The sequence below is a fragment of the Roseibium marinum genome (genome assembly GCF_002906165.1).
GTDB classification, from domain to species: Bacteria; Pseudomonadota; Alphaproteobacteria; order Rhizobiales; family Stappiaceae; genus Roseibium; species Roseibium marinum.
This window is the reverse complement of record NZ_PPCN01000003.1, coordinates 177,089-201,422: the sequence shown is the minus strand read 5'-3', so window position 1 is coordinate 201,422 and position 24,334 is coordinate 177,089. Positions and strand designations below refer to the sequence as shown.

Sequence of the window (24,334 nt, the reverse complement as noted above, 5' to 3'; positions counted from 1 at the left end):
TTAGCGTCCGGCCCTCACTCGTCCGGCAGATAATGTTTCTTCAGGCGAATTGCCAGGGTGCTCAGCCAATGCATGAAAACCCTCAATCAGATTTGTGAAAGTCTTTTCAAGGCATTGATCGTCTTGATGAATTCCTCACTGCCAAGATGTTCCCTCACATCGTTTTGCGCCTGTCTCCAAAGCGGCATGGCTTCTTCCAGCAATGCCGCGCCGCGCTCCGTCAACCGGTGGCACTTGCCTCTGGCCTCCCCGGAGACCGACGACCTCACGAGGCCTTTCCTCTCCAGAAGCGCGACATTGCGCACCAGCGTGGTCCGCTCCATCGAGAGCCGGTCCGCCAGTTCACCGGTGGTCCTGCGGTCCGTTCGCGCAATCGCCGAGAGAACCGAAAACTGCGCCGCCGTTATGCCGCTCCTGCGCGCCAGCCGGTCATAGTGACGGCTGACCGCGCGGGCGGCCTTGCGGGCATTGTCCAGCACACAGAGCGACAGGTCGTCTTTTTCCATGATCTCTTGTGTGCATATACACACCATATGTCAACCCGCTGTTTCGAAAGCGAACCTTGCAGGAACTGCCAAGTCCATTTAGCGTCGTCCCCGATTCGGTTACATTTGCGCAAAACAACCGAAATGAGGAGATCGATATGTCAGATGCGGTACAGGCAATTGAAGATATGAGGGCGAAGATCCAGGAGAACTGGGGCTGGTTTCTGGTGCTCGGGATCGCGCTCGTCATTGGTGGCCTCATCCTGATCGCGGCGCCGCTCGCGACATCCATCGCCGTGACGATCCTGATCGCCGTCGTCCTGTTCGTCGGCGGGCTGGTGCAGATCTACAATGCCTTCAAGACCAAGGGCACTTCCAGTTTCATCTGGAACCTGATTACCGGCATCATCGCGGTGATCGGCGGTATCGTGATCTACATGAACCCGCTGGCAGGCACCTTCGCGCTGACCCTTGTCATCGCGGCGATCTTCATTGCCCAGGGTGTCAGCCAGATCCTGTTCGCCTTCAAGCTGAAGCCCCATGAAGGCTGGGTCTGGGTGCTGATCGCCGGGATCGTCTCGCTGGCCGCCGGTGTCATGATCTGGCTCGACCTGCCGGGCTCCGCCGCCTGGGCGCTGGGCCTGATCGCCGGGATCTCCGTGCTCGTCAACGGCTGGAGCTATATCGCGATCGCCCTGGCGGCGCGGGCGGCAAAAGCCTGAGGTCGATTTTCGCCAACCGCGCAGCCGATATGTGGACCGCGGCGAATTCGTCAGCCGCATCCACATACTCAGCCGCAAAAGGCGGGGTAGAGACGCACGGCGTCAACAGTAACCCTTCGCCAGGAAGAATGCCCAATACAGCAAACTCCTGACCGTCCCGGCCTTGAGCGGGACCTGTTCCGAGGCCCCGGCTCAAGGCCGGGGCGGCGCGGAGTTGAATTCAGGGAAATTTAAAAAAGCTCATTCGGCGGCGAAAATCAGCGCTTTCTCATCTTCCGAAAGAGCCTTCCAGCCGCCCTCTTCCAGACCGTCGAGGCCGAGCGCGCCGATGCGGCTGCGGGTCAATGCGGTGACATGATTGCCGGTTGCGGCGAACATGCGCCGGGCCTGATGATAGCGGCCCTCGTGCAGGATCAGGCGGGCATGGGTTTCGTCCAGAACCTCGAGCCCCGCCGGTTTCAACGGCTTGACCTCGCTTTCCAGCATCATCCCGCCCGAGGCAAACAGCGCGGCTTCGTCGCCTTTCATGGGGCGATCCAGCGTCACCTCATAGACTTTCGGGACTTCCGCCTTGGGAGAAATCACCTTGTGCAGGAACGTGCCGTCATCGGTGAAAAGCAGCGCGCCGGAGGTTTCCTTGTCGAGCCGGCCGATGGTCGACAGCACCGGCTTGCGCATCCGGAACCGGTCCGGCAGAAGATCATAGACCAGCCGTCCCTTGTCCTTGATGGAGCAGGTATAGCCGAGCGGCTTGTTCATCAGCACAACCACGCCTTGCGCCGGGTCGAGCGGCTCGTCGTCGAAGAGAATATTCTCATGCGCGGTCGGGCTGTCCGCCTTCAGTGCTTTGCCGTCCCGGTCGGTCACCCAGCCGTGACGGATCGCCGTCTGGACTTCCTTGCGGCTGCCGTAACCGAGATTGGCAAGAAGCTTCACCAGCCGCATCTCAGCGCCCTCCCTTCGCCTTGACCGCGCGGATCACCTTGTAGCCGCCTTCGTCGGCCAGCTGGATGACGGTGGCGAAGACTTCACCGAGCGTCTTCTCGTAGGGCAGGTGCCGGTTGGCGACCATGTAGAAATCGCCGCCGGGTCTGAGACCAGCAGCCGCGGCGCGGATGAAACCCTGGCCTACATCGGAGCGCTCGGCCCTGCCCGCCTGGTGGAACGGCGGGTTGGAGACGATGAAATCATAGGGTCCATCAATGCCTTTGGTCACGTCGGACCAGATGCCGGTCAGCGGCTTTTGGCCCTTGAAGGCGGCAAGGTTCTGTTCCGCCAGATCGAGCGCGCGCTTTTCGGCTTCATAAAGATCCAGGGTGGTCAATTTCGGCGCCTTTTGGAGAACGGCGCGGGCCAGATAGCCGAAGCCTGTACCCAGATCGGCGCCGCGCCCTTTCAGCGTTTCCGGCAACAGGCCGGCCAGCAGTTTCGACGCCGGATCGATCCGGTCCCAGGCGAAAATGCCGGGACGGCTGATATAGCTGCCTTCCAGAACCGGCCGCGGCGCATCGAGCGCCCGCCAGTCTTCCAGCAGCTCCCTGTTCAGGGCATCCGCCGCGACACGATGCCAGACAACGCGGCATTTGTTCTTGGAAAGCTTTTCCGATCCGCCCATGAGGTCGGCCAGATCGCTTTCCAGGGTTTTCGCGCCTTCGGTATTCGGCGCGCAGGCGATGACGAGCCCGCCTTCCCTTGCGCTGGAAACAGCCTTAGCAAGTTGCGCCCGCGCCTCCTGGCGTTGGCGTCCGGGCAAAAGCAGCACCGCGTCGAAGCCGTCCTCGTCCGTTTCAGCTTCCACACGGAAACCCGCTTTCACCAGGGCATCCCGGTCCGGCGCGAAACTTTGCACGCACAGGGTCTCCTGGTCCTGGAGCGCTGCGAGCTCCCGGCCCGCGCGGGCGCGCAGAAACAGGACCTTCGCTCCGGGGGCAAGCTCAACGGCTTCGGTTTCTAAAGGCAGCAAAAGCGTTTCGAGCGCTGGATCGGACATTTCAAACCCTGGACGGAGGAAAGAGGTGCTGCGCTCATAACGCCAGACGAGGCATCCGTCAAAATATGCTGTCCGAGCGGAAGGTTTTTCCGTCGACAAGCAGGGCCAGCGGCAGGGATCGCCCGTCTCCGGCGATGGAGACCTCCAGAAGCACGCGCTTCCTGTCCAGCCGTTCGATAATCCGGCCCTCGCCTTCCGGCAGGAAGAAGGCATCGATGCCGTAATCGATGCGAAGACTGTCATCGGACACGGAGAGGACTGTCCCCGAGATCGCGAGAGGTCCCGCCTCTTCCCGCGCCTTTGCAAGGATGACGGGTCCGGCCGGCCCACCGCCTTCGGCAGAGAGCCCGACAAAGACCACATCGCCGGATCGCAAAGTATCGCTTCCCGGTATGTCCTTTGAAACATTGGCGATTGCGAGATTGATCACGACATAGTCGCCGCGCAGGAGGTCCCGTGGATCGACAGGAACGATTTCCAGTTGAACGGCCTCTCCCGTCATCTGGACCTGGAGCCGGTCGACAAGAGGAATGGAAATCAGGGCAAGCTGAATGAGCGCAAGCAGCCCCCAGATCAGAAAGGGTGCGCGAACGCGGGCAGACATAGCTGAAGGGATTGCATCCGCGGACTGCGTCATGAGCTTGCCTCCTTCGCATCCGCCGGACTATCGGCAACGGTCTGTTTCTTGCGGAAAATCCTGGCAAGCCAGAGCGCCATGGCGAGCAGAACAATACCGGCGACCAGGAAGAACAGCGACTGGCCCAGCAACGATCCGATCGTGACCTGCAACAGCCAGAGCGCAACCGCCGTCAGGCCCAGATAGGCGCACAGCATCCAGTAACGGTTGTTGTACCATGTCCCCAGCGCGCACAGCGCGGTCAGCGCCGCCAGGCACATTGCGGCCCGGACCGGGATATTGGCCGTTGCGAGCGGCGCCAGAAGCGCCAGGAGAACGAGCCCGGTCACCGCGAACAGCGCCATGGATTTCGCGGATTTGAAGGACAGCAGCAGCCCCGTGGCGCACAGGAGAACCGCCAGCCCCAGAGGCAGCAGGCCCGGCATGGCCAGCAAGCCGCGCGCATAGTGGTTGCCGTGGAATTCGGGCTGGAGCACCAGGGCGAGCACGATCAGAGCGCACAGGACCAGAAGTCCGGCGTCCTGCAGCGAACGTGTCATCAGCCAGTGGCCGTGGCGCCGCAAAGGCCTGCCGCTGGACCACTTGACGAACAGATCCGCGACCGGGTCGAGCTGCAACAGGACGGCGGCAAGGCCGCCCGCGCCGGCCAGCGCCATGGCCGATACGGCATCGTCACCGCCGCCCAGCAAGTCCGCCGTATCGGCGAACCAGCGGCCATAGGTTACCCAGAGCAGGCTGATTGCCGCCCAGCGCGACAGGCGGGCGGGGTAAACTACCGCATGGGCAGCGACGGCTACCAGAAACACAAGCCCGATGAGATCCTGAAGCGGGTCGGACGCTCCGATATCCGACCGGGTCACCTGCCAGGTGATGGCCGCGGCGCAAGCCACCACAAGCGAAGTTTTCGAGCCGGTCAGCCCGGCGGCGGCAAGGCCGCCGATAACGACCAGAAAAGCCCCGCCTGCCCAATCGGACGGCAGATGGAAGATCTGGCCGACCAGCGCCATGCCACCGACGAACACAAGCGTCGCAAACCCGGTTGCCAGGTCCGAAATTCCCTTGCGGCCTGTCGCGGCTGCCGCGGCCGCCAGCCAGTGGCTGCCCGCGACGAGAACGGCAATTCCCGCAAGCTTCACGGATTTCGGGATCGCTTCCCAATTCGCCGCGACAAAGGCAAACACCGCAAGCGCGACGCACACCATGCCGATGCCGGCAAGAGCCATGGGCAGGCGCGAGCGGCCGTCGTCAAGGTCCTGATCCCTGAGAATGGCGGCGGCACCGTCGGAGGTTACCCAGCCTTTCGCGGCCCAAATCTCCAGATCGTCTTTCAGACGTTTCTTGTAGGCCCAGTCAAACATGCAGAAGGGTTCCGCCTCGTGTTGGCACTTCGGTCGGTCTCCACCTTTGGCCAAATGTTGCGTGCGGCGCAATACCGATTTTACGGGTTTCCGACCGGGACGGACTTGCCGTGCCCGCCGTTCTTGCTATTCTGACATAGGTAATTTTACCGGATCCTGGACGGGCCTGGCGGATACGCAAGCCGCGCTCCTCCAAATGAGCCGGACAAACGAAATACTTTGCAGTTCAGAGCCTAACTCCAAAAAAATCCAGAGGGGCTCTGGGGGCGTCCGAGAGGCCCGGACGCCCCAATTTTCCTTATTTCGGCATTTCTCATTCGGCAGGCTCTTCCGACGTCTTCGCCGTACCGCGCGGCTTGGAAGGGCCTGCGGATTTAGTGGCCGCAGGCCTGGCGGCCTTGCGCGCGGGGGCCTTGCGTTCTGCCGGTTTGCGTTCTGGCGATTTGCGGGGGGAGGCTTTTTTGGGCGCAGGAGAGGCGGAAGCCGCTTTTACCTCTGTCTTGTCAACCGCCTCGTCCACAAACTTGCCATAGGTATCCTCGAACTGTTCCGGCAGGCGCACCGTTTGCGCAGTACCAAGCGGACTGGCTGACAGGAGCGGATCGTCGGTAATATCTCCCGATACCGACGGAAGGCCCAGAACACGATTGAAAGTCCGCAGCATTTCCAGCGTATGGGGCGCCATCTCGTCGATGGTCCCCGGCACGTAGCGCACGACGTTGGAAGCCAGCTCACGGTCTTCTTTGGTCTTGAGGAGTTTGGGCAGGGTTTCGATTGCCTGATCGCGGGCAAATTCCACAATCAGGGTCTGCTCGTGCAGCATGAAGCTGCGCTCTTCCGCCTTCAACGATTTGAACGGCTCGTCCTGTGTGAGCACGCGGGCGGACCGTTCTAGCCGGTCGCGGCGGACGTTGCCGCGGCTTTCCGCCAGAAGGATCAACATGCGGATCACCGCTTCGCAGAACCCGCCTTCCTCGATATGCATCAGCGCGGCCTGCACCGGCGGCAGGTTGCGCAGTTCGTCCTTGCGTTTCAGTGTCCGGCCCGGCTGCCTGGTGCGGCCGAACCAGCGCATATAGGGCGAACCCCAGATCGAGAAGAAAAGGCTCTCGTACATCGTGTCGCGCAGATCCCGGCAGAGATCCATCGACTGCTCGATCAGGGCGGCATTGACATGCTGGAGTTCGACGAACGGATTGTCCGGCGCGGCCGGAGATCTTTCCTCGCGCACACGTTCCGCCCGACCGGGCAGCGCGCCCAGGAAGGGATTGAGACTTGAAAACGACGCCCGCTGAACTCTGAGCGGATGCGTCTTGCGGCGCAGATCCGCGCTTTGTTCGGTAACACCTGCCTGAACGAGCGGACGCATGCAGACATCGTAGAATTCGGCCTGCTGCTCGGATGCCCGGGCGACGGCGGCAAAAGGGATTTCATCGTCCCGGCCATCGTCGATCAGCTTCAGGTCGTCGATCGTGCGTTCATGGAAGCTGACCGTGAATTCGCGCTCCAAAAGGTCGCCCTCGTAATCGTCGATGGTCATTTCATAGAGGCCGGGAGCCAGCGCCTCGATGGTCTTCAGGGTCGATGTGACTTCGGTATGTTCCTTTTTGGCGATCTTCGAGGAAACGAAAATGCCGAGGTGTCCGACCTGGTCGTGGATCATGTAGATGATCCGCTGGCCACGGATGGCGATTTCCCGCTCGTCCGTATAGGTATCCATGATCCAGTTGATCGCCTGCTGAGGCGGGGTGATGTTGTCGCCCCAGCTTGCGAAAACGATAATCGGCGCGCGGATCTGCTTGATATCGACATTGCGGCCCGGCTCAAGCTGGGCCTCATTCTTGGACAGCCGGTTGCCGACGAAGAGCTGCTCGACGATCCACCTCATTTCCGCTTCGTTCAAGAGGAAATAGCCGCCCCACCAGCGTTCGAATTCCAGGAAGCGCTCCGGCTCGGTGTCGACCTTGGCGTAGAGGTCGTAATACTTGCCGAAATAATTCCGCGACGGGTTGAGCAGTTCGAAATTCTGGACAAGGTCCGCCCCGTCGAAAACCCCATGACCGAGGTCGGAATAATACATCGCGTTCCAGGTCCCGCCCAGAACGCCGGCATTATAGCGCATTGGGTTCTCCCCCACCCGCCCGGACCATGTGGAAACGGGAGCGCCATTCAGTACGACCGGCCCTGTCAGATCCGGGTTCGTGGCCGCCAGAAGCAGCGTCGCCCAGCCGCCCTGGCAGTTGCCGGTAACAACCGGGTGCGGTGCTTGCGGATGAAGTTCCATCACCTTCCGGACGAAAGCCGCTTCCGCACGGGTGACATCGGCCAGCGTCTGCCCCTTTTCCGGCATACGCCTGAACGCGACGAAATAGGCCGGATGGCCGTCATGGAGAGCGACTCCAACCTGGCTGTCCGGCTTGAACCCGCCGATACCGGCTCCGTGGCCCGCGCGCGGATCGATGATGATGTAGGGTCGTTTCCAGGGTTTGTGCTCCCGGCAGTGCGCGTCCCTGGGAGGCACGATCCTCAGCAGCATATAGCAGCTCGGATGCGGCAGATCGGCTCCGTCCAGGACCACTTCATAGTCGTAGTTGAGAACCGGCGGACAGCCTGCTTCCTCATGCTCGAGAAAATTGTCGCCGCGCTGGCGCAGGGTGTCCATTGTCAGGACCATGCGCTGGGAAGCATCCTTCCAGTAGTCTTCCCAGGCGCTGAAAAGCCCGCCGGTTTTCTGGGTCCGGCCCATGTTTTCCATGGACTGGTTGAAGTTCGACAGGCTTTTCTGCCAGCGTTCCTTGTGGGTTTCGGTGATCTTGGTCAGACTTTTGCTGAGTCCGCGGCCCATCAGTTCGGCAAGATTGGAGAGTTCCGTGGACTGGGCCTGCAGGGCAGTGAACCGCTCGGACGGTGTCCAGGCGGTGGCGTCGTTGAGCGAATTCAGGAATTCGTTGTGGCCTTTTTCGAAAGCGTCAAAAATGTCCTTCATCAGGACCTCCTATCCAAGAATGCTGTAGCCGCCGTCGATCGGATGAACGACGCCGGTAACGTTGAAAGCCTCCCGGCTGGCAAGAAACGCCGCATAGGCGCCGACATCGTCAATCGTTGCGAGTTGATGGGTCGGAGCGCGTTCGGCGGCATCGTTGAGCAACGCGTCGAACGCCGCGATTCCCGAGGCCGCGCGTGTCTTCAGCGGGCCCGGCGACAGTGCATGAACGGAAATGCCCCTGGGTCCCAGTTCCGCTGCGGCGTAGCGGGTCACGGCTTCCAGCGCGGCCTTGACCGGACCCATCACGCCGTAATTGTCGACCACCTTCTGCGCCCCCATGAAGGAGACCGTCATACAGGTGCCACCCCGGCTCATCAGAGGCTCCGCCCTGCGGATCAGACGCAGAAAGGAATGCACGGAAATGTCCATCGCTTCACCGAACCCATCGGCGGAGCAATCGATCACCCGCCCGTGGAGGTCTTCCTTCCTGGAGAAGGCCACGGAATGCAGCAGCGTATCCAGCCTGCCCCATTGTTCCGCGATTTGAGCGAAAAGCGCGTTGAGCTGTGTTTCATCGCGCACATCCAGCGGGGCGATGATCTGCGCACCCAGCGCCTCTGCCAGCGGACGAACATGAGGTTCCGCCTTTTCGTTCAGATAGGTCACGGCGAGATCGGCGCCCTGGGCCCTGAAAGCCCTCGCGCAGCCATAGGCAACGGACTGATCGTTGGCGATCCCGACAACCAGGGCTTTTTGGCCCGTCAAATCGAACATGCGCGTTCTGCTCCAAAACCGCTCGGCAGGCCTTCCGGCCAGCCCTGCCTCAGGCGATTACAAGCGAAACCTGAAGCCAGTTTGCAGTGCAACATGATCCTTATGTCGGAACAATGACCTTATTGGGAAATACGGAATAATCCTGATGTCAAACCTGTGTTGCGACGCGAAAAACACCCACCGCGCCAGTGATGGTTTGGCAAAGCGAAGCGCGACGGTGAAACCGGAGCTCAAGACGAGATGGCGTCTCCCCCTCCGTGGTCATCCCCGGCAAACGCAGCGTGACCGGGGATCCAATCATTTCCAGAGAAGTGGGAAAAGGGAACGGCGTTACCGAGATGACCAAGCCCCGTTCGGCCCAGCAGCAAGGTGGATTGGATCCCCGGTCGGGCCGGGGATGACCGCCTCGGGAACCGCGTGACAGTGCCTAGATGTTTAGTCCCGGCAATATTGGCCCATTCTGTTTGATGTCTGGGGAGGCGCGCCGCGCGCAGGGGTGCGAAGTCCATAGCGGGGCTTTGGGCAAGCGGTCAGACAAAGCAGGCGTCCGCCAGACACAAACCTGAAAGTCCGGGCCGGGTTGGTCCAAAGACCGCGGGCTTTGACTCGACCGCGCGCTTGGCACAACCGTGGAACCAGTGCTGCAGTGACTGAGCAATCCCGAGGGTTTGACACCTTTGCGTCGATCAGATTTGTAGACGGATTGAAGGTTTGTCAAAAAAACGGCGCTCCGGAGATCCGGAGCGCCGTAATGGGTTTTACCGGTATGGCCGGTGTCAGTTCAGGTCGAACCGGTCCGCGTTCATGACTTTCGTCCAGGCGGCGACGAAGTCCTTGACGAACTTCTCCTTGTTGTCGTCCTGGGCATAAACCTCGGCATAGGCCCGCAGGATCGAGTTCGAGCCGAACACGAGATCCGCGCTTGTCGCCGTCCACTCCAGGGTGTTCAGCTTGCGGTCACGGATTTCATAGATGCCATCCGCGACAGGAAGCCAGCTGTACTTCATGTCGGTCAGGTTGACGAAGAAGTCCGTGGTCAGGGCCCCTTCCCGATCCGTGAAGACGCCGTGCTTGCTGCCACCGTAGTTGGTGCCCAGAACGCGCAGACCCCCGACCAGAGCCGTCATTTCCCGCGCGGTCAGGCCCAGAAGCTGTGCCCGGTCGAGCATCATCTCTTCGGCGCTGACAGCGTATTTTTCCTTCTGCCAGTTGCGGAAGCCGTCGGCGAGAGGCTCCATGACATCAAAGGATTCCGCGTCGGTCTGTTCGACCGTGGCATCGCCGCGCCCCGGAGCGAAGGGAACAGCCACGTCGAAGCCGGCCGCCTTGATACCCTGTTCCAGACCGACATTGCCCGCCAGAACGATCACGTCGGCAACGGATGCGCCGGTTTCCGCTGCGATCTGCACGAGTTTGTCCAGAACTTTAGCCAGGCGCTCCGGCTCATTGCCTTCCCAGTCCTTTTGCGGAGCCAGACGGATCCGCGCACCGTTGGCGCCACCGCGCTTGTCGGAGCCGCGGAAGGTTCGGGCACTGTCCCAGGCCGTTGCGATCATTTCCGAAGCGGAGAGACCGCTTGCGGCGATCTTCGCTTTGACGGCATCGACGTCAAAAGACGTGGAGCCCGCCGGAATCGGGTCCTGCCAGATCAGGTCCTCCGCCGGGACATCCGGGCCGATGTAGTTGACCCTCGGTCCCATGTCGCGGTGAGTCAGCTTGAACCATGCGCGGGCGAACGCATCGCGGAAATAGGCCTCGTCGGCCATGAATTTCCGGCAGATCTCGTTGTAGACCGGATCCACCTTCATGCCCATGTCGGCATCGGTCATGATCGGGTTGCGGCGGACCGAAGGATCGGTCGCATCGACCGGCTTCTTGTCTTCCGGCATATTCACCGGTTCCCACTGAGAGGCACCGGCCGGAGACTTCTTCAGCTCCCAGTCGTAGTTGAACAGATAGTCGAAATAGCCCATGTCGAACTGGATGGGATGTTGCGTCCAGGCCCCCTCGATGCCCGAAGTGAAGGCGTTCGCTGCCTTGCCTTCCTGACCCGGGTTGGCCCAGCCGAAGCCCTGCCCCTCAACACCGCCGGATTCCGGCTCGACACCGATGTTCTCAAACGCTCCCTGGCCACCGCCGTGACATTTGCCAACCGTGTGGCCACCGCATGTCAGAGCAGCGGTTTCCTCATCGTTCATGGCCATGCGACGGAAGGTTTCGCGGACATGCTTTGCCGTCCGGGCCGGGTCCGACTTGCCGTCGACACCTTCCGGGTTGACGTAGATCAGCCCCATGTGCACCGCGGCCAGCGGGTTCTCCAGGCTTGCCGCATCTTCTGCGTTGCCGTAGCGGTTTTCGGACGGGGCGAGCCATTCCTTCTCGGAGCCCCAATAGACGTCGGTCTCCGGGCCCCAGATATCCTCGCGGCCGAAGCCGAAGCCGAAGGGCTTGAGCCCCATGGAATCATAAGCCATGTTGCCGGCGAGAATGATGAGGTCCGCCCAGGAAAGCGCGTTGCCGTATTTCTTTTTCACCGGCCAGAGCAGACGGCGAGCCTTGTCGAGGCTGGCATTGTCCGGCCAGGAATTCAGCGGTGCAAAACGAATATTGCCTGAGCCCGCGCCACCGCGGCCGTCCTGCATGCGGTACGACCCGGCGGAATGCCACGCCAGACGGATCATGAGACCGCCGTAGTGACCCCAGTCGGCCGGCCACCAGTCCTGGCTTTCGGTCATCAGGGCACGGACGTCGGCCTTGACCGCTTCATGGTCCAGCCCCTTGACGGCTTCCTGATAGTCGAAGTCAGGATCCATCGGGTTGGTGCGCGCACCGCCCTGGTGGAGGATGTCAAGGTTCAGCGCGTTCGGCCACCATTTGGTGACCGACTTGTCCATCGCCGTGTTACCGCCGTGCATGACAGGACAGCCACCTGTCTTTTCCACTTTAGCGTCCATTTTCCTCTCCAATTCAATTTACGGTGCCTGGCACCAATCTATGCAGCCCTGATCTGACCTCAGCCGTTTGACAACATGGCGGCGAACCTCAAATGAGGCGCTTCGCCGGTTTCGGCACTGACGAAAGTCAAAAGAGTGGCGAATTTCGGATGGAAGAAGCCAAAATTTCTGCCACCGGCGAACCGGTGACCGCGTCCTTTCAGCCTTTTCTGATTTCAGACTACCAAACCCAGACCATCAGAGGAAGTTGAATTTACTGATCACTTTGATAAGATATACTTATGATCAATATCACCCTCAAACAACTGCGCTATTTCGAGGCACTCGCCCGCCACAGGCATTTCGGCCGGGCCGCGGAAGCCTGTGCGATCTCCCAACCTGCCCTCTCAATGCAGATCAAGGAGATGGAGGATGCGCTTGGGGCCACCCTGTTCGAACGCGGCGCCCGGCAGGTGCGGCTGACCCATTTCGGCGAGGTCGCCGCGGAGCGGGCCCGCGACATCCTGCGGGCCGCCGACGAGCTGGGTGACCTTGCCCGCGCCTCGCGCGAGCGGCTTGTCGGCCGTCTGCGCATCGGCGTCATTCCGACAGTGGCTCCATATCTGCTGCCGAAAGTGATCGGCGAGTTGACCGAACGCTTTCCCGGCCTGGACATCCACATACGCGAAACGGTCACGCCGAAGCTTATCCAGGAACTCCGAGACGGCCGGCTGGACACGGCAATCGTCGCCCTGCCCGTTTCAGAAACCTCCCTGGAGGAAACGCCGCTGTTCGAGGAAGCGTTCGTCCTCGTCCGCTCGGCCCGGGAAGCGAACGCGCCGCTGCCCAACGCCGAGACCTTGCGTGAGATGCGGCTGCTGCTGCTGGAGGAAGGCCATTGTTTCCGCGATCAGGCCCTGTCGTTCTGCAGCCTTTCCTCCGGACCCCCACGGGAGGTGCTTGACGCCAGTTCGCTGTCCACACTGGTGCAGATGGTCAGCGCCGGGATCGGCGTCACCCTGATCCCGGAAATGGCCGTGCCGGTGGAAACGCGCTCGGCGTCCGTTTCCATTTCCCGCTTCGAGGACCCGGAACCGCGGCGCACCGTCGGCATGGTCTGGCGCAAATCCAGCCCGCTGGCGGGACAGCTGTCGGAAATCGCCGATATTGTCCGCGAGGCGGCCGACAGCCTTGCGAACGAGCCACTGCGCCTGGGAACGGAGACCAACGACAACCTGCGGTCCTGAAAAGACCTACCGCCGCCGATAGGTGACAACGCCCAGAACCGCCATGACCGCGGCCAGTCCCAAAAGCACGCCCCTGGCATCATCGCCGGCGGCGAACATCGCAACGACCAGTCCGGCCAGCGGCTGGGAGAGATTGTTGAGACAGATGATGACACCGGTTGTCTTGCCGAAGTCCTCCGGCGGGATGATTTCCTTGCGCAGCGTGCGCACATAGATGTTGAACATCTTGTCAAAGCCGGCAATCAGCAGGAACCCGGCCGCGTAAATGAGCGGATGAGCGCCAAGGCCGGTCAGAACCGCGCCGAAGCAGATCAGGGCATAGGAGGTCCGGCCAAGCGTCGCGAGACCGAGATGCACATGAGCGGTCAGGCTCAGGACCGCGAGCGTCGCCACGGCCCCGCCGACCTGCAGCCATGCGTAGGTCTGTTCGCTCTGCGCAAAGAACCCGGTCATCATCGCCGCCGCCGTGGCCAGCGTGGCGCCGATGATCAGGTTGACGCCGGACGCCTGCAGGATGGCCCGCATCAGGCCCGGCAGACGCCAGACAAGCAGCAGCGCGTGTTTGAGATCCGCTACGGGATGGCGCTGTTTGCGCGCCGGAGGCAGCGTTTCCATGCGGGCCTGCCCCGGCCAGAACATAAACGCGACGTCGGCGAGAACGAAGAGCGCCGTCGCAACGACCACTACCGCCTCCCACGGCCAGAAGATCATCAGATAGGCGGCAACCAGCGGGGCGAGCATCACGCCCATCTGCGAGGCCAGTTGGCCGTAGCTTGCCACCTTTTCGAACCGCTGGTCGGAAAAGGCCCGCACCAGCACCAATTCCAGGGCGAGCATGCCTTGCGTCGTCAGGATGCCCACCACCGCCGAAAGACCGATCAGCCACCAGACCCCGCCGAACACCACCTGCCCGGATATGCCGATGACGCAGGCGGCGGCTCTCAGAAGACGGCTGAAGCGCAGCAGTTGGACCGGCGGGAACCGGTCGCACAGGATGCCGGCGACGGGAAAGGTGAGATAGCGCGGCAGCGTCTCGAAAAAGAACGCCAGCCCGGACCAGGCGACGTTGCCGGTAATCTGGAAGATGACCAGCGGCACCAGGAAAAGCAGGATCTGGTCCGCCAGGATCGTCAGGAACATGGACGCGAAAAACGCGCGGTCGCGAACCAGCATGCACAGGCTTTCGGAGACATGACAGCGGAAGGTGCCGCATTCGTAGCATCCGTCCTGCGATGCAACAAGCGCCCCATTCAGGTCATTTCAATCGGCTTGGGCACCAGCCCGCAAGCAAGGCCGCCGCCGTAAACCGGCGGCGGTCAGCCGATCACAGTTTCCGGGCCACCACGAACCGGCTGCGCGGCTCCGGGTAATTGCCCGTCTCGATGATTTCGAACCCGGCCTGCCGGATCGTCTCTTCCAGAGACCGGATCGACAGCAGGTTGACGTAAGGCGCCTTGCCGATCAGCCGCATGAAGCCGATGAGCGGGGCGAACAGCCAGGCCCGGTCCTTCAGGCAAACGGTCTTGGAAATATAAAGCCCGCCGGGTTTGAGCAGGGACCGGACCCGGGCCAGCAATTCCTCCGGCTCATCGACGAGATGGAAGAAGTTGTAGGCCAGCACGGCATCATAGCCTGCGTGCCCGCCTGTCGGCGCGACCCGCGCGTCGAAAGCGTCGGCCACGAGAAACCCCAGACCTTCATGCGCTGTTTCCTGCCGGCGTTCATCGGCCAGTCTTTCCTCGGCAATCTCGATCATGCCGCCGGCGAAATCGGTTGCCAGGTAGGATCTGACCTTGCCGGCCAGACGCATGGCGGTGGTTCCCGTGCCGCATCCCAGTTCCAGAACCGCATCTTCGGGACCGAGATGTTCGACGGTGCGGGCAAGCGTCTTTTCATAGGCCGCCTGATCCTTGATCGGGTGGCTGGCATATTTGCGGGATAGCCGGGTCCAGAATTTTGCGTTTTTGTTCATTGTGTCCTGCAGATCAAAAGCTGATGGCACTTCATATCGATACGTTTTTCGAAGGTAAATTGCGGAAATTTGCCTGAGTGATATACATATACGCATGAATTGGCAGAGTATCACCTTCGACTGGAATCAGGCCCGCGCCTTTCTCGTGACCGCTGAAGAGGGAACGCTGTCGGCGGCGGCCCGCGCGCTCGGACTGACCCAGCCGACCCTCAGCCGACAGGTCGCCGCGCTGGAGCAAGCGCTTGGCGTGACGCTGTTCGAGCGGGTCGCCAAATCGCTTGTGCTGACCGAAGCCGGCCTGGAACTGGTCGAGCACGTGCGCACCATGGGCGATGCGGCCAGCCGGGTTTCGCTATCCGCCTCCGGCCAGTCGCAGCAGATCGAGGGGCTGGTGACGATTTCGGCAACCGATCTCATGGCCGCGCACGTGCTTCCCGATATCCTGGCCGAACTGCGCCAGAAGGCGCCCGGCGTGGAGATCAGGCTCCTGTGCACCAACAGTCTCAGCGATCTGCGCCGGCGCGAGGCGGACATCGCGGTCCGCCACGTTCAACCGGACCATCCGGACCTTTACGCCCGCAAGATACGCGAGGCCCCCGCCCGTATCTTCGGCGCCCGCTCATTTGTGGAAGGCCACGGCCGGAAGCTCACCAGAGCCGACGCCCCGACACTGGATTTCATCGGCTTCGACAACAACGAGGAACTGGTTGTTTACCTGCGGGCCTTCGGCCTTGATGTCAGCGAGGCCAATATCCGGCTGAGTTCCCCCAATGGCGTGGTCGCCTGGGAATTGGTGCGACAGGGCTTCGGTCTGTCCATCATGGCCGACGAGATCGCCGCGCGGTTTCCCGGCATCGTACCCGCCTTCGAGGATGTCGACCCGATCACTTTCCCGATCTGGCTGGTAACCCACCGGGAACTGCACACCAGCCGGCGGATCAGGACCGTGTTCGATCATCTGGCGGAGGGGTTGTTGCGGGTGAGACCGGAGAGACGCGCTCGATAACCCGTCCTCCTCCGGATCACTGGACCCTCAACGAACAGCCTTGAGCCGAAGGCAGGTTCCGGCTCAAGGCCGGGACAGCGCAGTGTGGTGCAAAGCTGCTCAGGAACTCACCCCAGCATCCAGTTGAGCACCAGCCGCCAGTCGGTCATGCGGATGGGGGTGCCGTGGGTGCCGGTGTCGAAGAGGGTGAACCAGATCGGGTAGTTCGGTGCGGCGGACTTTATCTGCTTGAAGAAATTCGCCTGGGTTTCCCAATTATAGACGCTGTCCAGGGTGCCGTAGCCCATATAGATCGGCACGTTGCGCGAAAGCGCCCCGGAGGAGAGGAACCCCGGATCCTTTGGAGAGCCGAGCAGCAGGACGCCGTTCAGCATCCGGGCGGTATTGCCGTTCTTCAGCAGGTTCCAGCAGATGATGCCGCCCATGGAGCCGCAGGCGACCACGACCTTAGCCCGGGGCGACAGCTGTTTCTGGTGCTGGATCAGCGCGGCCACATCGCCCGTGCCCCGGCCGTCGAAGTCCTTGACGTCGACGGTCAGATAGGCGCCGCCGTTGCGGGCCATCAGGTTCTGGATCCGGTTGAAATTTCCGCCGAAGGAGACATCGTTCATGCCCTGGAAGCGGTTGCCGCCCTGGCCATGCACGTAGATGACGATGGTATTCGCCCCGCCCTTCCACTTGCCGCTGCCCATATAGCTTACCGTCCGCCCGTTGGCGTTCAGCTCGGCGCTGCCCCGGCCGCGCTTGGGATGATAGGAGACGTAGTTGCCGAACACCTTGCGCTCGTCGACCTCGTCCCGGTCACGCAGGTCGCGCTGCTTGGAATATTCCACGACGATGAAGGCGCCGTCATAGAGGCTTTCGGTCACCTTCTTGTAGCGGAACAGCCTGTCCTTGTAGGGCTTCAGGGTTTCGGCCCCGGCTGGCCCAAGGGCTCCGGCAAGCAGGACCGCGGCTGCCAGCAGAAGGTTCCGGGCGAGACGGACGGGGCGGGCAACCGGAAACCGGTGCGACATGAAACATCCTTTGTCGAAGCAAATCACGGGATCGATCCTGTTCGGCCTTAGGGTACGCGGCGTCCCTTGTTCATGCAATCGGAAGCCGGGGTGTAATCCACGCACATTCTGTTACCGGCAAAGACTTCGGGCGCCGGCACCGGAGGCCACGCCCGCCGATTCAATTCCAGACCATTCAGGCGGCATTTCTTCGAAAGTCCCGACTTCATAAACATGAACAAGATCAATCGCCAACCGCCGAACCTCGCGATTTATCGCCAGGGTATTGCGCCGTATTTGCCGAAAATCCTAAGACTTTCTGAATATGCGATCCTCAATATGCCAATTTAAGGATTTGGTAACCATAAACTTCCAAGACTGCCAGTCAGACAGGTCCGATACTGATCAGATCGCAAGACGATGCTCGGCAAGTTCAGGAGAACCAAAATGCCAGTCATTTCCTTCGCAAACGCAAAGGGCGGCGCCGGAAAAACCACGGCCGCATTGCTGCTGGCGACAGAAGTCGCGGCCCGGGGAAAGCGCGTGACCATTTTCGACGCCGATCCGCAGAAATGGATCTCCAGGTGGCACGAGCTGCCCCTGAAATGCCCGGGCATCTCGGTGGTCAACCAGATCTCCCCGGCTTCGATCACCGAGCAGATCACCTTTGCCGCCACGCACTCCGACTACGTCATCGTCGATCTGGAGGGCACCGAAAACCTGATCGTCGCCAACGCGCTTTCGGTTTCCGACCTGGTGGTGGTGCCGATCCAGGGCTCGTCCATGGACGCCCGCGGCGGTGCCAAGATCCTCTCATTGATCAAGAAACTGGAAAAAATCGTTCGCCACGACATCAAGCATTGCGTGGTTCTTACCCGCACCAATGCCGCCGTGACGACGCGGGCGATGAAAGCCGTGCAGGACTTCCTGTGCGCCCAGAATATCGATGTGCTGATGACACCGATCGTCGAACGCGCGGCTTTCCGCGATCTGTTCGAATTCGGCGGCGGCCTGTCGAATCTCAACCCCTCGCAAGTGTCCGGTGTCGCCAAGGCGAAGGAAAACGCCTCGCTTTACACCGCCGAGCTGCTGGAGCGGGCAATCGCGGTGCCGCAGAAGCGCTGGTACAACGTCTTCAAGCGCGCCAGCTGAGGACGCTCAAGACCGTTCTTCTTATCCGCCGTCCGGTGAATAGCCGGCACGAGATCGCGGATCTGACACGTTTCAGACATTTACAGCATTGCAGGGCGTGACCCTGCAATGCACGCGTGGCTACCCTGAAAAATCGAATGCCGCGCATGTCAGTTGCAGGGCGTTGATGGCTGGGCAAGCCCTGGCATGACCCTGCTCTGTTTTCTCCCCCCGCCTTTTGCATTTTCAGACATGGTGCAGGCTCCTCAGGCACGCTAAAGTCGGTGCGACTCTTTTGCTCCCGCCAACGCGCCAGCCCTCAGGGAGGTCTTCATGCCGTCACTCCTTTTGCGCCCTGCCCTCGCCGTTTCCATCTGCTTCTTGCTGGCGGCGTGCAATGGCGAAGACGGCAACGTCGCGCTGGGCACGCTGGAGCGGGACCGGGTGGCGCTGACGGCGACCGCGAACCAGGTTCTGATCGACCTGCCCGTCGCCCAGGGAACCTTCGTCAAAAAGGGAACCGTTCTGGCCCGGCTCGATCCGGCGGAGCAGCAGGCCATCGTCAATCAGGCCCGCGCGGAAGTGCAGAAGGCGAAGGCCAATCTTGCAAAGCTGGAGAACGGCGCCCGCATAGAAGTGATCGCCAAGGCCCGGGCGGATGTCGCCGGCGCCAGGGCGGGGTTGCTTGACGCGCAAAGCACCTTCGACCGGGTCAAGGACCTGACCGGGCGCGGCACCACCAGTCAGGCCCAGCTCGACAGCGCCCGCGCCACCCGCGACGCCGCGGAAGCCACGCTGCAAAGCGCCGAGGAGCAGCTGAAGGAATTGATCGCCGGCACGCGGCCGGAGGACCTCGACATCGCCAGGGCGGAACTCGCCGCGGCGGAAGCCAGTCGTCAGACACAGGAGACGATCCTGGCCGAGCTGACGATCACCGCATCGCGCGACGGGATGCTCGACAATCTGCCGTGGAATCTCGGCGAACGGGTGACCCTGGGCAGCCCGGTGGCGGTCCTGCTTGCGGGCACAGCGCCCTATGCGCGCGTTTATGTGCCCGAGCCCTATCGTGTGAAGGTCAAGGAAGGCGACAGGCTGCAGGTGCGTGTCGATGGCCTGGACGAGCCCATCGAAGGCTCCGTCCGCTGGATCAGTTCCGAGCCTTCCTTCACGCCCTACTACGCGCTCAACCAGACCGAACGCGCCCGGCTGATGTATGTCGCCGAGGTTCTGCTGCCCGACAGCGCCTCGGATCTGCCGAACGGCGTACCGGCACAGGTTCTGCTGCCGTGAGTGCGGAGATGCCGGAAATCGTCGTCCGGGCTGAAGGTCTCGTCAAGAAATTCAAGGACTTCAGTGCTGTAGACGGTCTCGACCTGACCATCGAGCGCGGCATGATCTACGGTTTCCTCGGCCCCAACGGCAGCGGCAAGACCACCGCGATGCGCATGCTGACCGGTCTTTTGACCCCGACCGAGGGCAAGGTCGAGGTTCTCGGCCTCTCCGTGCCAAAGGACGCGGAAACGCTGAAATACAAGATCGGCTACATGACCCAGACCTTCTCGCTCTACGGCGATCTGACGGTGCTGGAAAACCTCCGTTTCATGGCGACGATCTACGGGCTTTCCGGCAAGAAGCGGAAACAGCGGATCGGCGAGGTGATGGAGCGCTATGAACTGACCGATCTCAAGGACCGTTTCGCCGGCAAGATGAGCGGTGGCCAGCGCCAGCGACTGGCCCTTGCGGCCGCCGTCCTGCACGAACCGCAGTTGCTGTTCCTGGATGAGCCGACCTCGGCAGTGGACCCGGAATCGCGCCGCCATTTCTGGGAACAGCTTTTCGATCTCGTCGAGGGGGGAACCTCGATTGTCGTCACCACCCATTTCATGGACGAGGCCGAGCGTTGCCACAGGATCGCGATCATGGAAGCGGGACAAAAGCGCGCCGACGGCGCGCCCAAGGACCTGATGGCCGCCATGGGCGCCAATGTGGTTGAAATCGAAGGGCCGAACCTGCGCGATATCCGCCGGGAGCTTCTGGGTGCCGAGGGCATCGTGGCGGCCGCCCAGTTGGGCGCGCGTCTGCGGGTGCTCGTCAAGGACGACATCGCCGATCCGGAAGGCTTCCTGAAGGCCAAGGCAGCGACCGGCGGCGCCAGCCTGATCGAAAGGGTCCGGCCCAACCTGGAAGACGTTTTCGTCACGGCCACGGGAGAAGGCCGCCAATGAGACCGCTGTCCCGGATTGCCGCGATCTTCTTCAAGGAACTGGCGCAGCTCCGCCGCGACCGGATGACTTTCGGCATGGTGATCATGATCCCGCTGATCCAGCTCATCCTGTTCGGCTATGCCATCAATACCAATATCCGCGACATTCCGATCGCTGTCGTCGACCAGGATCAGACCGCCATCAGCCGGATCCTGATCCAGATGGTCGAGGCCACCCGGGTGGTCGAGGTCACGGAGCGCTACACCTCGGTCGAAGAAGCGGAAGCGGCAATCAAGTCCGCGCGCGTTCGGGCCGCCTTCATCCTGCCCGACGATCTTTCCCAGCGCATCGTGCGCTCTCCCGCGACGGGTTTCGGGACACCTCCCTCGACCGATGAGGAAACCAGCCGCCCTGTGGCGCAATGGATCGTCGACGGTTCCGACACCATGATTGCCGGGGCGATCAAGGGCCTGCGCAACATGCCGCTCGCCGAACTTTTCCGAAAGGCGCCGAACCGGTCGACACCGACCTTCGAGGTGGCCCTGTTCTTCAATCCGGAGCAGCGGACGGCCGTCAACATCGTGCCCGGGCTGGTGGGGATCATTCTAACCATGACCATGATCATGTTCACCTCCGCCGCCATCGTGCGCGAGCGCGAGCGCGGCAACATGGAAATGCTGATCAACACCCCCGTGCGGCCGATGGAACTGATGATCGGCAAGATCATTCCCTATATCTTCATCGGCCTCCTGCAGACCGCGATCATTCTGGGGCTCGGCTATCTTTTGTTCAATGTTCCCCTGGGCTTCAGGCCGTTCGACCTTCTGGCAGGAACGCTGCTGTTCATCGGCGCAAGCCTGTCGCTGGGGCTGGTGCTCTCGACCATTGCCCAGACCCAGTTGCAGGCAACGCAAATGACGGTGTTCCTGCTGGTGCCGTCGATCCTGCTGTCCGGCTTCATGTTCCCTTACGAAGGCATGCCGGTGATCGCCCAATATATCGCCGAAGCACTTCCGGCGACCCATTTCATGCGCATGGTGCGCGGCTTCGTGCTGCGCGACGCGGGGCTTCTCGACATGTACCGCGACGTCCTGTGGATGTGCGGTTTCTTTGTGCTCGGCCTGGCCGTCGCCGCGTTCAGGTTCAAGAAGCGGCTGGACTGACACTTCCCCGGCCGGCGGGCGCAAGGCTCATTTCGGTTGCGGACCGGTGTCGAAGCGCGGGTTGGCCGTCTTGAGAACCGGTGTCTGCATGGAGACATTCTCCCGGCTTTCCCGCCAGACGACGAAGATGCCGGAAGCGATGATTATCGAGGAGCCGACGGCGACATAAATGTCGGGTATTTCGGCGAAAAACAACGCTCCGAACAAAGTCGCCCAAAGGATCTGGCTGTATTGCAGCGGTGCGACGACGGCGGCGGGCGCCGCGCGGTAGGCGCCGATAATGAAGATCTGGGCGATCACGGAAAGGAAACCGATGGTCGCCATCAGGCCGAGGTCGGGCAGATCGACCGGGACATAGACGAACGGCAGGGTCAGCGACATCGCGATCATCGACAATATCATCGGATACAGGATGAGTACGGCGGAGCGTTCCTGCCCCCCGAGCTTGCGGATCAGGATGGTCGCCAGGGAATTGGCGCAGGCAGCCGTCAGAGCGGCCAGGTGCCCAAGCGACATGGAAACCATGCCGGGCCTGAGCACGATCAGCACGCCGACCAGACCGACAACAACCGCAGCCCACCGCTGCGCCCTCACGGTCTCCCCCAGCAGGGGCACGGAAAAGGCCGTGATCAGGAGAGGCATCGTGAAAAGAAGTCCATAGACCTCGGCCAGCGGCAGCGCGGTGAAGGCATAGAAACCGCAGGACATGGACACTATGGTCAGGCAGGAGCGCAGCAGAACGAGCCAGGGATGGCGGGGGCGGAAGTTGTCGACCGCCTTGTCCGCCAGCATGAGCATCGACATGGGCACGAAGGCAAACAGCATCGAAAAGAAGATGATCTGGAACACCGGATAGGAACCGCCAAGCGACTTGATGACAGCGTCGTGGCTGGAAAAGATGGCGAAAGCCACGAGCGCGGCAACCAGTCCCTTCAAAGCTGCATTCATCGCATGAGCCTTCTATGGTTTGAAGTCGACCGCCCGCGGTTCCGAACGCCGATATTTGAATAGTTCCGGATTAAAAGAAACGCTCCACGCCGTCACGCCAGAGGCGTATCGCCAGCGTGTTCGATCCGGCCATCTTCAAATTGATATCAGAAAGTCATTGATGGCCAAAGAGGGGATGGCCAAAGAGGTGGACGACCAAAGAAGGCCAAGCAAAGAGGGCCCGACCCAGCAAATCGCTCGGCGCATGGCTCAGGGCAGGGAATTCAGACGAAGACGCGCGCCAGTGCCGCCACGGCCAGGGCGGTCGCGGCGCGCTTGGGGCCTGCGAACTCGGAGGCCGTCCGCCCCGGAACCATCAATATGACCCGGTTGAGATCGGATGCGTCCAGGTGATCGAGATCCGCGGATTTCGCGGCTTCCTCGGCGGAAAAGCGGATTTCGTCGAGCATCCGTACGAGCCCCTGCCAAATGTGCAGCGGCGGCGCCTCACTCGTATTGCACCAGCGAACAATTTCATCTTCCGACACGTTCAAAGCCACTGCGGCTTCTTCGGAACTGAGACCGATATAGCTCATTATATCGCTGAAATTACTCATTAATTTCTCCAGACGCTGTTGCGCCCCTGATATTCAAAAAACTATATTGCACTGCAATATGGCAAAATTCCAGCCCTTTACAAGAATTTAGTTAACTCCTGCACCGGCAAATGATCCCCGCAAGGCAGGAACCCGCGATTCTCACGCATGAACTCGTCAATTCTGTCAGGTGACTGCGGGAGTAACACTTGGAGCGAACTGTTGGTTCCACCAATCCTCTGAAATATCTGAGGAAAATCGATATCGGTGGAAAACGGATGGCGGTCCGATTGTCCGGTTCGGTTAATGATAGGTTCAGACGAGCAAATCAACCCTACTTTTCGTGCGCCGCCGGACCTCCTCATTAATGAAGTTCAAGGGAAAATCCTTCATTGCGATCGTTCTGACACCTGAACCGCCCTTCCCGGACTGGTTCAAGGAGATCGATCGCATTATCGCGCGCTCGCCGGGGTTTTTCATCGACCGGCCCATCATTCTGGACGTGCGCGGCAGCAAGATCCCGATCGACGAGCTTGAAGATCTTCTCGGCGGCCTGACGCAAAGATCCGTCCGGGTGATGGGCATCGACGGGGTTGCCGGAACCCGGCTGAAACCCGGCATGCCGCCGAGCTTTTCCGGCGGCCGCCTGACATCTGATGTGGACGTTCCCGAGCCTGCGGGCGAAGCGGACAGGAAAAGCAACGGCGCTGCAGAAACCGCCCCGGACAGCCGGACAGCGGCGAAGGGCACCGGAAAGGCGGCTAAATCCGCATCCGCGAAAGCCACCGAACCTTCGAAAATCAATGGCACGTCCAAGGGCGACGGCGGCGAACCGGTCGTCGAAACGCCGTCCGGACCGGCCAGCTTTACGGACGGGTCGTCCATCGTCATCACCGAACCGGTGCGTTCGGGGCAGAGCATTCTTCATCCGGACGGCGATGTGACGGTGATCGGCTCCGTCAGTTCCGGTGCGGAGATCATCGCCGGAGGTTCCATCCACATCTACGGCGCCTTGCGCGGCCGGGCGCTGGCCGGGGTCTCGGGCAAGGACAGCGCCCGCATCTTCTGCTCGAAGCTGGATGCGGAACTGGTTTCCATAAACGGGCTTTACAAGGTCGCGGACGATTTTGACGGAACACTTCGCAACGTACCGGCGCAGATCCGGTTCGAGAACGAGACGCTGGTCTTCGAAGAACTGATTTAACACC

General features: G+C 61.4%; 21 protein-coding genes. 8 read left to right on the top strand and 13 right to left on the bottom strand.

Annotation, left to right across the window (positions count from 1 at the left end):
- Positions 1 to 86: 86 nt before the first annotated feature.
- A complete protein-coding gene (locus CLV41_RS10045; protein WP_103222189.1) occupies positions 87 to 506 on the bottom strand; it encodes a MarR family winged helix-turn-helix transcriptional regulator in 420 nt (139 codons plus the stop codon).
- Between the two features lie 137 nt (positions 507 to 643).
- Between CLV41_RS10045 and CLV41_RS10040 the strand changes: the two genes are divergently transcribed.
- Positions 644 to 1,207, top strand: coding sequence for an HdeD family acid-resistance protein (locus tag CLV41_RS10040; protein WP_208987417.1), 564 nt, complete (start codon positions 644 to 646; stop codon positions 1,205 to 1,207).
- A 240-nt stretch (positions 1,208 to 1,447) separates the two neighbouring features.
- Here the strand turns inward: CLV41_RS10040 and CLV41_RS10035 are convergent, their stop codons facing one another.
- The 7 genes from CLV41_RS10035 to katG all read right to left on the bottom strand — a co-directional run bounded on the left by CLV41_RS10035 (position 1,448) and on the right by katG (position 11,906).
- Positions 1,448 to 2,152, bottom strand: coding sequence for a pseudouridine synthase (locus CLV41_RS10035; protein ID WP_103222188.1), 705 nt, complete (start codon positions 2,150 to 2,152; stop codon positions 1,448 to 1,450).
- A gap of 1 nt (position 2,153) precedes the next feature.
- The gene (locus tag CLV41_RS10030) at positions 2,154 to 3,197 is read right to left on the bottom strand and encodes a class I SAM-dependent methyltransferase (RefSeq protein WP_103222187.1); all 1,044 of its coding nucleotides are present in this window, start codon (positions 3,195 to 3,197) and stop codon (positions 2,154 to 2,156) included.
- Positions 3,198 to 3,255: 58 nt separating this feature from the next.
- Positions 3,256 to 3,834, bottom strand: coding sequence for a GDYXXLXY domain-containing protein (locus CLV41_RS10025; RefSeq protein WP_208987416.1), 579 nt, complete (start codon positions 3,832 to 3,834; stop codon positions 3,256 to 3,258).
- Positions 3,831 to 5,192 carry a DUF2157 domain-containing protein gene (locus CLV41_RS10020; protein ID WP_170107158.1) on the bottom strand — a complete coding sequence of 454 codons (1,362 nt, stop codon included), beginning with the start codon at positions 5,190 to 5,192 and terminating at the stop codon, positions 3,831 to 3,833. Before CLV41_RS10020 ends, CLV41_RS10025 begins: the two co-directional genes overlap by 4 nt.
- Positions 5,193 to 5,505: 313 nt before the next feature.
- Positions 5,506 to 8,178, bottom strand: coding sequence for a DUF3141 domain-containing protein (locus CLV41_RS10015; protein ID WP_103222186.1), 2,673 nt, complete (start codon positions 8,176 to 8,178; stop codon positions 5,506 to 5,508).
- Positions 8,179 to 8,187: 9 nt separating this feature from the next.
- Positions 8,188 to 8,952 carry an enoyl-ACP reductase FabI gene (gene fabI, locus CLV41_RS10010; RefSeq protein WP_103222185.1) on the bottom strand — a complete coding sequence of 255 codons (765 nt, stop codon included), beginning with the start codon at positions 8,950 to 8,952 and terminating at the stop codon, positions 8,188 to 8,190.
- Between the two features lie 776 nt (positions 8,953 to 9,728).
- Positions 9,729 to 11,906: a catalase/peroxidase HPI gene (katG, locus tag CLV41_RS10005; protein ID WP_103222184.1), complete on the bottom strand. Its 2,178-nt coding sequence runs from the start codon at positions 11,904 to 11,906 to the stop codon at positions 9,729 to 9,731.
- Between the two features lie 281 nt (positions 11,907 to 12,187).
- On the opposite strand from katG, the gene CLV41_RS10000 reads away from it, so the two are divergent.
- Entirely contained in the window at positions 12,188 to 13,132 is a 945-nt protein-coding gene (locus tag CLV41_RS10000; RefSeq protein WP_103222183.1) for a LysR substrate-binding domain-containing protein, read from the top strand.
- A 6-nt stretch (positions 13,133 to 13,138) separates the two neighbouring features.
- Here the strand turns inward: CLV41_RS10000 and CLV41_RS09995 are convergent, their stop codons facing one another.
- Together CLV41_RS09995 and CLV41_RS09990 are read right to left on the bottom strand one after the other, a co-directional pair.
- Entirely contained in the window at positions 13,139 to 14,305 is a 1,167-nt protein-coding gene (locus CLV41_RS09995; RefSeq protein WP_208987415.1) for an MFS transporter, read from the bottom strand.
- 151 nt (positions 14,306 to 14,456) lie between these two features.
- Entirely contained in the window at positions 14,457 to 15,104 is a 648-nt protein-coding gene (locus tag CLV41_RS09990) for a class I SAM-dependent methyltransferase (RefSeq protein ID WP_103222181.1), read from the bottom strand.
- Positions 15,105 to 15,198: 94 nt separating this feature from the next.
- Between CLV41_RS09990 and CLV41_RS09985 the strand changes: the two genes are divergently transcribed.
- Positions 15,199 to 16,110, top strand: a complete 912-nt coding sequence (locus CLV41_RS09985) for a LysR family transcriptional regulator (protein ID WP_103222180.1) — start codon at positions 15,199 to 15,201, stop codon at positions 16,108 to 16,110.
- Between the two features lie 107 nt (positions 16,111 to 16,217).
- On the opposite strand, the gene CLV41_RS09980 is transcribed toward CLV41_RS09985, so the two are convergent.
- Entirely contained in the window at positions 16,218 to 17,126 is a 909-nt protein-coding gene (locus tag CLV41_RS09980; RefSeq protein ID WP_103222179.1) for an alpha/beta hydrolase, read from the bottom strand.
- Between the two features lie 426 nt (positions 17,127 to 17,552).
- On the opposite strand from CLV41_RS09980, the gene CLV41_RS09975 reads away from it, so the two are divergent.
- From CLV41_RS09975 to CLV41_RS09960, 4 genes are all read left to right on the top strand, one after another.
- Positions 17,553 to 18,257 carry a ParA family protein gene (locus CLV41_RS09975; RefSeq protein WP_103222361.1) on the top strand — a complete coding sequence of 235 codons (705 nt, stop codon included), beginning with the start codon at positions 17,553 to 17,555 and terminating at the stop codon, positions 18,255 to 18,257.
- A 312-nt stretch (positions 18,258 to 18,569) separates the two neighbouring features.
- On the top strand, positions 18,570 to 19,526 hold the full coding sequence (locus CLV41_RS09970; RefSeq protein ID WP_103222178.1) for an HlyD family secretion protein: 957 nt from the start codon (positions 18,570 to 18,572) through the stop codon (positions 19,524 to 19,526).
- Positions 19,523 to 20,461 carry an ABC transporter ATP-binding protein gene (locus CLV41_RS09965; RefSeq protein WP_208987414.1) on the top strand — a complete coding sequence of 313 codons (939 nt, stop codon included), beginning with the start codon at positions 19,523 to 19,525 and terminating at the stop codon, positions 20,459 to 20,461. Before CLV41_RS09970 ends, CLV41_RS09965 begins: the two co-directional genes overlap by 4 nt.
- The gene (locus CLV41_RS09960) at positions 20,458 to 21,603 is read left to right on the top strand and encodes an ABC transporter permease (RefSeq protein WP_103222176.1); all 1,146 of its coding nucleotides are present in this window, start codon (positions 20,458 to 20,460) and stop codon (positions 21,601 to 21,603) included. Before CLV41_RS09965 ends, CLV41_RS09960 begins: the two co-directional genes overlap by 4 nt.
- Positions 21,604 to 21,630: 27 nt before the next feature.
- Here CLV41_RS09960 and CLV41_RS09955 read toward each other — a convergent pair whose 3' ends face one another.
- Both CLV41_RS09955 and CLV41_RS09950 read right to left on the bottom strand, forming a co-directional pair.
- Entirely contained in the window at positions 21,631 to 22,551 is a 921-nt protein-coding gene (locus CLV41_RS09955) for a DMT family transporter (protein WP_103222175.1), read from the bottom strand.
- Between the two features lie 263 nt (positions 22,552 to 22,814).
- Entirely contained in the window at positions 22,815 to 23,147 is a 333-nt protein-coding gene (locus CLV41_RS09950) for a hypothetical protein (RefSeq protein WP_146048545.1), read from the bottom strand.
- A gap of 346 nt (positions 23,148 to 23,493) precedes the next feature.
- Between CLV41_RS09950 and minC the strand changes: the two genes are divergently transcribed.
- Positions 23,494 to 24,330, top strand: coding sequence for a septum site-determining protein MinC (minC, locus tag CLV41_RS09945; RefSeq protein WP_103222173.1), 837 nt, complete (start codon positions 23,494 to 23,496; stop codon positions 24,328 to 24,330).
- The last annotated feature ends 4 nt before the right edge of the window (positions 24,331 to 24,334 follow it).